This window comes from Vibrio tritonius (assembly GCF_001547935.1).
Taxonomy (GTDB): domain Bacteria; phylum Pseudomonadota; class Gammaproteobacteria; order Enterobacterales; family Vibrionaceae; genus Vibrio; species Vibrio tritonius.
This window is the reverse complement of record NZ_AP014635.1, coordinates 2,930,856-2,942,514: the sequence shown is the minus strand read 5'-3', so window position 1 is coordinate 2,942,514 and position 11,659 is coordinate 2,930,856. Positions and strand designations below refer to the sequence as shown.

Annotated in this window: 8 protein-coding genes; 6 read left to right on the top strand and 2 right to left on the bottom strand. The window is 44.2% G+C overall.

Translation table 11 applies throughout. The annotated features are described in order from the left end of the window. The first annotated feature begins 31 nt into the window (after positions 1 to 31). From recJ to lpdA, 5 genes are all read left to right on the top strand, one after another. On the top strand, positions 32 to 1,771 hold the full coding sequence (gene recJ, locus JCM16456_RS12980; RefSeq protein ID WP_068714999.1) for a single-stranded-DNA-specific exonuclease RecJ: 1,740 nt from the start codon (positions 32 to 34) through the stop codon (positions 1,769 to 1,771). A gap of 337 nt (positions 1,772 to 2,108) precedes the next feature. Continuing rightward, positions 2,109 to 2,879 carry a pyruvate dehydrogenase complex transcriptional repressor PdhR gene (gene pdhR / locus JCM16456_RS12975; protein WP_068714997.1) on the top strand — a complete coding sequence of 257 codons (771 nt, stop codon included), beginning with the start codon at positions 2,109 to 2,111 and terminating at the stop codon, positions 2,877 to 2,879. A gap of 48 nt (positions 2,880 to 2,927) precedes the next feature. Beyond that, entirely contained in the window at positions 2,928 to 5,591 is a 2,664-nt protein-coding gene (gene aceE / locus JCM16456_RS12970) for a pyruvate dehydrogenase (acetyl-transferring), homodimeric type (RefSeq protein WP_068714995.1), read from the top strand. A gap of 17 nt (positions 5,592 to 5,608) precedes the next feature. After that, positions 5,609 to 7,501: a pyruvate dehydrogenase complex dihydrolipoyllysine-residue acetyltransferase gene (aceF, locus tag JCM16456_RS12965; protein WP_068714993.1), complete on the top strand. Its 1,893-nt coding sequence runs from the start codon at positions 5,609 to 5,611 to the stop codon at positions 7,499 to 7,501. A 245-nt stretch (positions 7,502 to 7,746) separates the two neighbouring features. Next, the gene (lpdA, locus tag JCM16456_RS12960; protein ID WP_068714991.1) at positions 7,747 to 9,174 is read left to right on the top strand and encodes a dihydrolipoyl dehydrogenase; all 1,428 of its coding nucleotides are present in this window, start codon (positions 7,747 to 7,749) and stop codon (positions 9,172 to 9,174) included. Positions 9,175 to 9,283: 109 nt separating this feature from the next. On the opposite strand, the gene JCM16456_RS12955 is transcribed toward lpdA, so the two are convergent. Beyond that, positions 9,284 to 9,901, bottom strand: coding sequence for a LuxR/HapR/OpaR family quorum-sensing transcriptional regulator (locus JCM16456_RS12955; protein ID WP_068714989.1), 618 nt, complete (start codon positions 9,899 to 9,901; stop codon positions 9,284 to 9,286). Between the two features lie 329 nt (positions 9,902 to 10,230). Between JCM16456_RS12955 and hpt the strand changes: the two genes are divergently transcribed. Further along, positions 10,231 to 10,761 (top strand): hypoxanthine phosphoribosyltransferase, encoded by a 531-nt coding sequence (gene hpt / locus JCM16456_RS12950; protein WP_068714987.1) that lies wholly within the window; start codon positions 10,231 to 10,233, stop codon positions 10,759 to 10,761. Positions 10,762 to 10,827: 66 nt separating this feature from the next. Here hpt and can read toward each other — a convergent pair whose 3' ends face one another. Next, a complete protein-coding gene (gene can, locus JCM16456_RS12945) occupies positions 10,828 to 11,496 on the bottom strand; it encodes a carbonate dehydratase (protein WP_068714985.1) in 669 nt (222 codons plus the stop codon). Positions 11,497 to 11,659 lie beyond the last annotated feature (163 nt).

Here is an 11,659-nt window from a genome sequence, read left to right as displayed (position 1 = left end):
GCCTCTCGACTACGGGAGGTAATGTAGAAGTATGATTGAAATACAAAGAAGACCAGAGCCAGAGCTGTCACTGTTACCTGATACTATTCCTGAGTTGCTGCGACGTCTCTATTTGAGCCGCGGTGTGACGGATTTGGCTCAACTGGAAAAAAGCGCTCGTGGCTTACATTCTTATCAAAAGCTGTTTGGCATTGAGCAAGCGGTGGAACTGTTGTTCCATGCCGTGGAGCAACAAAAAAGAATTATTGTCGTAGGTGACTTTGATGCCGATGGCGCGACCAGTTCTGCGCTTTCCGTTTTGGCGCTTCGAATGCTCGGTAGCCACAATGTTGATTACTTGGTGCCAAACCGATTTGAAGATGGTTACGGTCTTAGTCCTGAAGTGGTTGAGCAAGCAATTGGTCTTGGCGCTGAGATGATCATGACCGTTGATAACGGCGTTTCATCGATTGAAGGGGTGAATACGGCGAAACAGCATGGTTTGCAAGTGCTGGTCACCGATCACCATTTGCCGGGGCGAGAATTACCTGACGCCGATGCGATAGTTAACCCCAATTTACGTGAGTGTGATTTCCCATCTAAAGCGCTTGCTGGCGTTGGGGTGGCTTTTTATTTGATGATGGCGCTGTGCGTTTACATGCGCAAAGTGGGGTGGTTTGCCAAGCAAGGTATTGCTGAGCCGAAATTGATGGAATTGATCGATTTGGTTGCGTTAGGAACCGTAGCGGATGTTGTGCCACTGGACGATAATAATCGCATTTTAGTTCATCAAGGATTGCAGCGCATCAGGGCGGGTCAAGCGCGCCCTGGTATTCAAGCATTGATCGAAGTCGCTAAGAGAGATGCACGTCGGTTAGTTGCTGCCGATTTTGGTTTTGCTTTAGGTCCGAGAATCAATGCCGCCGGACGTTTGGATGATATGTCGTTTGGTGTCGAACTCTTGATGAGTAATAACATCCATGCCGCTCGCCGTATGGCAAATGAACTGGATGGTTTAAATCAAACTCGTAAAGAAATTGAAGAAGGAATGAAACAAGAAGCAATGGCTTTTTGTGAACGTCTCCAGTTTAAAGGGGATAAAGCTTTACCCTATGGTTTAGTGTTATTTCAAAAAGATTGGCACCAAGGGGTGATTGGGATCCTTGCTTCTAGGCTCAAAGAACAATTTCATCGCCCGGTGATCGCGTTTGCTGACGGTGGTGATGGCATGATCAAAGGATCTTGCCGTTCTATTCCTGGATTGCATATGCGTGATACGTTGGATCGGATTGATAAACAGAACCCAGGAATTCTTGTTAAGTTTGGCGGGCATGCTATGGCGGCAGGGTTAACTATTCCTGAAAGAGAGTTTGATCATTTTGCCCGTTTGTTTGATGAAGCTGTTCACCAAGAGTTGGATGATTCTCAGCTCAAAGGAGTGATTCTTAGCGATGGTGAATTACTGCCAGAACAGTTTTCTATGACCGTGGCTGAGATGATTCGTACGGGCGGACCATGGGGACAGGCCTTTCCTGAGCCTATTTTTGATGGGGAGTTTAAAATTTTGCATCAAAAGCTGGTGGGAGAGAAGCACTTAAAGCTGATGCTTGAGCCTCTTTATAAAGGGTTACCCACTAATGTGATGATTGATGGCATTGCCTTCAATGTGGACTTACGCCGCTGGCCAGATGCATCAGTTAAACTGGTAAGACTTGCTTATCGTTTAGATATCAACGAGTTTCGTGGTAACCAATCATTACAGCTTATGATTGAATACCTAGAACCACGTTAATTTCACTCAATTGTGAGAGAAAAGAGCAACGTTACGAAAGTAAGTTGCTCTTTTTATTTGTGAATTTTTTCTGTTACCAACACGAATCACACTTTTAACATTCATAGCCTATTTCAATGTTATCACTCAATTCCTGTATAAAAAATGTGACTTTATTCAGCCTTATTATTAATGAATACTGACACTACTGTTACCAGATTGTATATCGCCCGCCTGTTCTATGATTTGGGTCAACTTTTATCTGGACATGAGTGTTTTATTTATGTTAATTTCTCCGCATCTTGAAATTGGTATTACCAATTGCCTGCATAAATCTAAGAGCAAAGAACAATAAATTATGGCTTATCAAAGGATTCGTCAGCCAAAACTCTCTGATGTTATTGAACAAGAGTTAGAGCGGCTGATAGTGGAAGGCACACTCGCTCCGGGGCATCAACTTCCGCCAGAAAGAGAATTGGCAAAGCAGTTTGATGTATCACGTCCTTCCGTCCGGGAAGCTATTCAACGTTTAGAAGCAAAGCGCTTGCTAACTCGTCGTCAAGGAGGGGGAACCTTCGTGAGCGAAAGCATGTGGAAAAGTTTTTCTGATCCGTTACTTAATTTATTGTCCAGCCATCCTGAAACCCAGCTTGACTTACTGGAAGCGCGTCACGCGCTAGAAGGGATTGCGGCCTATTTTGCAGCGTTGCGCGGTACTGAAGAAGATTTTGCTGTTATCAAGTCCAGTGTGGCGAAAATAGGCAGTATTGAAGAAGAATCGGATGTCGATCGAGAATCGCCCGTCGTAATGGAGTTCCTGATCTCTATTGCTGAAGCAGCTCACAATGTGGTGTTGCTCCATATCATACGTAGCCTTGCCCCGTTACTTGAGCAAAATATCGCACAGAATTTTAAATTATTACGCCGCCGCCCTGAAGCGGTGGAGAAAGTAAGTAAGCACCGAGCTAATATCGTGGATGCGATTGTTTCTGGTCAGCCAGAAAAGGCGCGTGAAATGTCACACTCACATTTAGCTTATATCGAAGAAACATTGTTGGATTTGGGTCGGGAAGAGTCTCGCAGAGAGCGTTCTCTACGTCGAATTCAGCAGGGTAATGAGTCGCAATAAGCGACCATTGCGATTCTAATAATCCAACCAACAGAAGGATAGATCGCCATGTCTGACATGAAGCATGACGTAGATGCACTGGAAACTCAGGAGTGGTTGTCCGCTCTTGAGTCAGTTGTACGTGAAGAAGGCGTAGAACGTGCTCAGTTCTTGTTAGAAGAAGTTCTTGAGAAAGCGCGTCTTGACGGTGTTGATATGCCAACCGGTATCAACACAAACTACATCAACACCATCCCAGCCGACCAAGAACCGGCTTACCCTGGTGATACCACTCTAGAAAAACGTATTCGTTCCATCATTCGTTGGAACGCGATCATGATCGTTTTACGTGCCTCTAAAAAAGATTTGGAATTGGGTGGCCACATGGCTTCTTTCCAATCATCTGCGGCTTTCTACGAGACATGTTTCAACCACTTCTTCCGTGCTCCAAACGAGAAAGACGGTGGCGATCTAGTTTACTACCAAGGTCACATTTCTCCTGGGATCTACGCTCGTGCATTCGTTGAAGGTCGTCTAACTGAAGACCAACTTGACCACTTCCGTCAAGAAGTTGATGGCAAAGGTATTCCTTCATACCCACACCCTAAATTGATGCCTGAATTCTGGCAATTCCCAACTGTATCTATGGGTCTTGGTCCAATCGCATCTATTTACCAAGCTCGTTTCCTAAAATACCTAGACGGTCGTGGTCTTAAAGACACTTCTGAGCAACGTGTATATGCGTTCCTAGGCGATGGTGAAATGGACGAACCAGAATCACGCGGCGCAATCTCTTTTGCAGCTCGTGAAAAACTGGACAACCTATGTTTTGTTATCAACTGTAACCTACAGCGTCTAGACGGCCCAGTAATGGGTAACGGTAAGATCATTCAAGAACTTGAAGGTCTATTCAAAGGTGCTGGTTGGAACGTTGTTAAAGTTATCTGGGGTAACAACTGGGATTCACTTCTAGCGAAAGATACTTCAGGTAAACTACTTCAGTTGATGAACGAAACCATCGACGGCGACTACCAAACATTCAAATCTAAAGACGGTGCTTACGTACGTGAACACTTCTTTGGTAAATACCCAGAAACTGCAGCACTTGTTGCTGACATGACTGACGAGCAAATCTTTGCTCTAAAACGTGGTGGTCACGAGTCTTCTAAACTGTACGCAGCGTTCAAAAACGCACAAGACACTAAAGGTCGTCCAACTGTAATCCTAGCGAAAACAGTTAAAGGTTACGGCATGGGTGATGCGGCAGAAGGTAAGAACATCGCGCACCAAGTTAAGAAACTGGATATGACTCACGTTCAACAAGTACGTGACCGTCTAGGTCTACAAGACCTTGTTTCTGACGAAGCGCTAAAATCTCTACCTTACTTGAAACTTGAAGAAGGTTCTAAAGAGTACGAATACCTACACGCTCGTCGTAACGCTCTACACGGTTACACTCCTCAGCGTCGTACTCACTTCTCTGAAGATCTACAAGTTCCAGAACTAGAAGAGTTCAAACCTCTACTAGAAGAACAAAAACGCGATATCTCTTCAACAATGGCGTTCGTTCGTACACTGAACACTCTTCTTAAGAACAAGAGCGTTGGTGATCGCATCGTTCCAATCATTGCTGACGAAGCACGTACTTTCGGTATGGAAGGTCTGTTCCGTCAAATCGGTATCTACAACCCGAACGGTCAGGAATACACTCCTGAAGACCGTGGCGTAGTTTCTTACTACAAAGAAGCAACTTCAGGTCAAGTTCTACAAGAAGGTATCAACGAACTGGGTGCAATGTCATCTTGGGTTTCTGCTGCAACTTCATACAGCACCAACAACCTACCGATGATCCCATTCTACATCTACTACTCAATGTTCGGCTTCCAACGTGTAGGCGACATGGCGTGGATGGCAGGCGACCAACAAGCTCGTGGTTTCCTACTAGGTGGTACTGCTGGTCGTACAACACTTAACGGTGAAGGTCTACAGCACGAAGATGGTCACAGCCATGTTCAAGCTAACACTATTCCTAACTGTATTTCTTACGACCCAACATTCGCTTACGAAGTTGCTGTTATCGTTCAAGACGGTATCCGTCGTATGTACGGTGAGAACCAAGAAAACGTGTTCTACTACCTAACTCTAATGAACGAAAACTACCCAATGCCAGCAATGCCAGAAGGCGCTGAAGAAGGCATCCGTAAAGGTATCTACAAGCTAGAAACTTACACTGGTGCTAAGGGTAAAGTTCAGCTAATGAGCTCTGGTACTATCATGAACGAAGTACGTAAAGCAGCTCAAATTCTAAGCGATGATTACGGTATTGCTTCTGATGTTTACTCTGTAACTTCATTCAACGAGCTAACTCGTGAAGGTCAAGCAGTTGAACGTCACAACATGCTTCACCCAGAAGCAGATGCTCAAGTTCCTTACATTGCGCAAGTAATGGGTACCGAGCCAGCAATCGCTGCAACTGACTACATGAAGAACTACGCAGAACAAGTACGTGCATTCCTACCTGCGGAATCTTACAAAGTACTTGGTACTGATGGTTTTGGTCGTTCAGACAGCCGTGACAACCTACGTCGTCACTTCGAAGTGAACGCTTCTTACGTAGTTGTTGCTGCTCTTAGCGAGCTAGCGAAACGCGGTGACGTTGAAAAATCTGTAGTTGCAGAAGCAATTAAGAAATTCGACATCGACGTAGAAAAAACGAACCCACTACACGCTTAATTGAAGGTAGGAAAGTAATGGCAATTGAAATTAATGTACCTGACATCGGCGCGGATGAAGTAGAAGTTACTGAGATCCTAGTGAACGTTGGCGACAAAGTTGAAGAAGAGCAATCGCTTATCACTGTTGAAGGTGATAAAGCTTCAATGGAAGTTCCAGCACCACAAGCGGGTGTGGTTAAAGAAATTAAAGTATCAGAAGGCGACAAAGTGTCTACTGGTTCTTTCATCATGGTATTCGAAGAAGAAGGTGCTGCTGCAGCGGCACCTGCTCCTGCGGCTGAAGCGGCTCCTGCAGCAGCGCCAGCAGCAGCTTCTGCAACTCTAGAAGTAAACGTTCCTGATATCGGTGACGACGAAGTTGCAGTAACTGAAATCATGGTTAAAGTTGGCGATACAGTAGAAGAAGAGCAATCTCTAATCACTGTTGAAGGCGACAAAGCGTCAATGGAAGTACCAGCACCATTCGCAGGTACTGTAAAAGAAATCAAAGTGGCTGAAGGCGACCAAGTTAAGACTGGTTCTTTCATCATGGTATTCGAAACTGCAGGCGCAGCACCAGCAGCAGCTCCTGTAGCAGAAGCTGCACCAGCGGCGGCTCCTGCGGCTTCTGCAGCGAAAGATGTACACGTTCCTGATATCGGTGGCGACGAAGTTTCTGTCACTGAAATCATGGTTAAAGTTGGCGATACAGTAGAAGAAGAGCAATCTCTAATTACTGTTGAAGGCGACAAAGCATCAATGGAAGTACCAGCTCCATTCGCAGGTACTGTTAAAGAGATCAAAGTAGCGGAAGGCGACAAAGTGTCTACTGGCTCATTGATCATGGTATTTGAAGTGGCAGGCAGTCCTGTGGCGGGTGCAGCACCAGCAGCACCAGCAGCGGCTCCTGCGGCAGCAGCTCCAACTCCTGCAGCAGCGGCTCCAGCAAAAGCTGAAGCACCTAAAGCGGCAGCAACTGGCGACTTCCAAGAAAACAACGAGTATGCACACGCGTCTCCAGTTGTTCGTCGTCTTGCTCGTGAATTCGGCGTTAACCTTGCTAAGGTTAAAGGTACTGGTCGTAAGAGCCGTATCCTGAAAGAAGACGTACAGAACTACGTGAAAGAAGCGCTTAAACGCATCGAATCAGGTGCAGCAGCATCTGGTAAAGGTGACGGCGCAGCTCTTGGTCTTCTTCCTTGGCCAAAAGTGGACTTCAGCAAGTTCGGTGAAACAGAGGTTAAACCTCTATCTCGCATTAAGAAGATCTCTGGTGCGAACCTACACCGTAACTGGGTGATGATCCCACACGTTACTCAATGGGATAACGCAGACATCACTGAGCTAGAAGCATTCCGTAAAGAACAGAATGCTATCGAAGCGAAGAAAGACACTGGCATGAAGATCACTCCACTTGTGTTCATCATGAAAGCAGCTGCTAAAGCACTTGAAGCATTCCCAGCGTTCAACTCTTCTCTTTCTGAAGATGGTGAAAGCCTAATTCTGAAGAAATACGTGAACATTGGTATCGCAGTAGATACGCCAAACGGCCTTGTTGTTCCTGTATTTAAAGACGTAAACAACAAAGGTATTTACGAACTTTCTAACGAATTGAAAGCAATTTCTAAGAAAGCTCGTGACGGTAAACTGACTGCATCTGACATGCAAGGTGGCTGTTTCACTATCTCTAGCCTAGGTGGCATTGGTGGTACTGCGTTCACTCCAATCGTGAATGCGCCAGAAGTTGCTATTCTTGGTGTGTCTAAGTCAGAAATGAAACCAGTTTGGAATGGCAAAGACTTCGTTCCTCGCCTGCAACTTCCATTGTCTCTATCATACGACCACCGTGTGATTGATGGCGCTGAAGGTGCACGTTTCATTACTTACTTGAACAACTGCCTAAGCGACATTCGTCGTCTAGTACTGTAAGTAATTCGCTCAAGATAAATAAGGCAGCGGAAACGCTGCCTTGATTCAGTATTATCTTGCTAACAATTTAGTCTCGGGATTAATCCCTAAATGAATTGTCGTCTAGCTCACAGGCTAGGTGGAATCTCTTTTCTCTCTATGCGCATCCAGTTACACTGGCATAGAAAAGAAAAGTAACGCTTACTGTCATTTTATGGATAGAGCGCCACTCTGCCTGTTAGGGATATTGACTACAAGAGGTCGAAATGAGCAAAGAAATTAAAGCCCAAGTTGTCGTACTTGGTGCAGGTCCTGCTGGTTACTCCGCTGCATTCCGTTGTGCAGACTTAGGTCTGGACACTGTTCTTATTGAACGTTACAGCACCCTTGGTGGTGTATGTCTGAACGTGGGTTGTATCCCATCAAAAGCTCTTCTACACGTTGCTAAAGTTATTGAAGAAGCAAAAGCGCTTTCTGCACACGGTATCGTGTTCGGTGAGCCTCAAACAGACATCGATAAAATCCGTTTGTGGAAAGAGAAAGTGATTAACCAACTCACTGGCGGTCTTGGCGGCATGGCTAAGATGCGTAAAGTGAACGTGGTTAATGGTTTCGGTAAATTTACTGGTCCTAACACTATTGAAGTGGAAGGTGAAGACGGTAAAACGGTTGTGAACTTCGACAACGCTATCGTTGCTGCTGGTTCTCGTCCAATTAAACTGCCATTCATTCCACATGAAGACCCTCGTATTTGGGATTCAACTGATGCCCTAGAACTGAAAGAAGTTCCTGGAAAACTGCTTATCATGGGTGGTGGTATCATCGGTCTAGAAATGGGTACGGTTTACCACGCACTAGGTTCACAAATCGACGTTGTTGAAATGTTTGATCAAGTGATTCCTGCTGCAGATAAAGACGTAGTGAAAGTGTTCACTAAACGTATATCTTCTAAATTCAACCTAATGCTAGAAACGAAAGTGACTGCAGTTGAAGCAAAAGAAGATGGTATCTACGTTTCAATGGAAGGCAAAAAAGCACCTGCTGAAGCAGAGCGCTACGATGCCGTTCTTGTTGCGATCGGTCGTTCACCAAACGGTAAACTGCTAGATGCAGAAAAAGCAGGCCTAGAAGTTGATGAACGTGGTTTCATCAATGTAGATAAACAAATGCGTACTAACGTACCGCACATCTTTGCAATCGGTGACATCGTGGGTCAACCAATGCTTGCACACAAAGGTGTTCACGAAGGTCACGTTGCAGCAGAAGTTATCGCCGGACAGAAACACTACTTTGATCCTAAAGTGATCCCTTCAATTGCTTACACTGAGCCAGAAGTAGCTTGGGTTGGTAAGACTGAGAAAGAAGCAAAAGCTGAAGGCATCAACTACGAAGTATCTGTATTCCCATGGGCAGCATCAGGTCGCGCAATCGCATCTGATTGTTCAGACGGTATGACTAAACTTATCTTTGATAAAGACACTCACCGTATCATTGGTGGTGCTATCGTTGGTACTAACGGTGGTGAACTACTTGGTGAAATCGGTTTGGCTATCGAGATGGGTTGTGATGCAGAAGACATCGCTCTAACTGTTCACGCTCACCCAACTCTACACGAGTCAATCGGTCTTGCAGCTGAAGTGTTTGAAGGTTCAATCACTGACCTTCCAAACGCGAAAGCGAAAAAGAAAAAATAAGTCTTTAGTTTAAAGACAAAAAAACCGCTGATTATCAGCGGTTTTTTATATCTCAAATCAGGTGAAGTATTGCAGAGTTAGGTTACATCACCTGATTGCGAAATGTGTCTTACGCCACTTCGTTATAGATACATAGCATGTCGAGGTAGTGATTCACGAGTTTGTGAACACTGCTTTCGTTGCGGACACGGTTAGCTTGTACGAAAAGGGAGTAACAAATACCGTGGAACAAGGTTGCCATGTCTTCTGCGTCGTAATCGCTGCTAAGTTCACCGCGTTCGATCGCTTTTGCAAACATGTTTTTGAGTAACATCTGGTTAGTACGATTAGTCGATACAAATAGAGGCCATACTTCATCACGAGTTGAAGCGCTCCATTCAAACCATACTTTTAGCCAGTGACAATCATCAATCGCTAAGTTGACGATACCATCTGAGATGGTCGACAAATTTTGGCGAGCAGGTAGATCTAGGTCGATGTTGTCAGTTAGGAAGTTAGAGAATTGACGAACTACGAAGGTCAATACGTCATCGACGAGATCTTCGCGAGTTGGGAAGTAGTTAAATACTGTTGCCACTGATACTTGCGCTATATCGGCAATATCTGCGTGACCACCACGACCAATACCACGTTTTGCAAACACTTCTAACGCTATTTCCATTAGCTGATGTTTACGTTTTTGAGGTGATAAACGGGTTCTTGGGCGTTTTTCTATTGAAGCATCCATATTGTTAATCCTTGCCTTGATTACTTACGTTGTTAAGTTGTGAAACGAATGTCTACTAGTAATTATTTTATTATTTGTAACTCTGCACACTGAGTGTACTGATGCATATATCAGAGGTCAATGATTTCACCCTGCTTATGCTTTTTTGCATTAAAATTTATGTTTGTTATATGCTTTGGTTGAGTTAGTACTCATTATTACGCTGACGGAAACGTTTTCCTCACAGCGGAAGGAATGATACTATACGCGGCTACTATTTTGGAGTTATTTTAAGCGCCTGTCCATAATCATTGTGTCAATTATGGGCGCTCAGATAGAATGAGAGCAGTATGAAACATAAAGTTGAAGTGATGATCTCTGAACAGGATGTTCAAGAACGAGTTCGTGAGCTAGGAAAGCAAATCTCTCTGCATTATAAAGAGAGTGAAAATTTAGTCCTGGTTGGCTTACTACGCGGATCTTTTGTCTTTATGGCAGACCTTGCTCGTGCGATCGATGTAACCCACCAAGTCGATTTCATGACGGCTTCTAGCTATGGCGATAGCATGGAAAGCTCGCGTGATGTTCGTATCCTTAAAGACCTTGATGATGACATTAAAGGCAAAGATGTTTTATTAGTTGAAGACATCATTGATACCGGCAATACATTGAGTCGAGTCAAAGAGATCCTAGCTCTGCGCGAACCTAACTCAATTGCTATTTGTACATTATTAGATAAACCTTCACGTCGTGAAGTACCGGTAGAAGTACAGTGGATCGGTTTCCCAATCCCAGATGAATTTGTTGTTGGTGTGGGTATCGATTACGCACAAAAATACCGTCATTTACCCTTCATTGGTAAAGTGGTTCCTTTGGAATAAGAGCAATGACATCGAATGCAAAAAAGGAGCTATTAGCTCCTTTTTCTTTGATTTAGATTTGTTAATCTATCGACACAAAAGTTTGTATTCTTCGTTGAGAATGGCTTCCATCGATTTGTGGTAACTGCTCTCTACTTTTTCCGGAGAAGTACAACGCACCCCTAAGTACTCTAAGTGGCCATCTTCAATACCATAAACGACGCCATGGAGTTCAACATCTTGGCCTCGTTCCCAAGCATTTTGTAAAATGGTGGAGTTACCTAAGTTGTAGACTTGCTCTGCAACATTAATTTCAGCTAACTTATCTGATCTATCCATACCAGACATATTGTCTAAGTATGTGCGATGTTTAAAATACAGATCGCGAATATGCAGTAACCAGTTGTTAATTAACCCCAATTTAGGGTTATCTATTGCAGCTGTAACGCCACCACAACCATAGTGACCGCAAATAATGATGTGCTTTACTTTTAAAACGTCAACCGCATACTGCACAACCGATAGGCAGTTAAGGTCGGTATGAATAACTTGGTTAGCAACGTTTCGGTGGACGAACAGTTCGCCAGAATATAAACCAGTTAGCCGTTCAGCGGGTACTCGACTATCTGAGCAACCAATCCAAAGAAATTCAGGACTCTGTCCTTTGGCCATTTTCGTAAAATACTCCGGGCGTTCTGCTTTTATTGATGCAGACCATTTGGAGTTATTTTCAAATAATTGTTTTAATTCTGGCATTTTAGTTCCCTTTATCAACGATGCCACTATACACAATGATGTCTTATCATTCTCTAACAAATTAAGCTAGAGGATACTGCTCAGAGCTGTTGGTTCTGCAGAGAATAGTGATGATTTATTGAGATGGATTAATTTTTCGATAAGCTTAAGCTTAGTTCAAGGT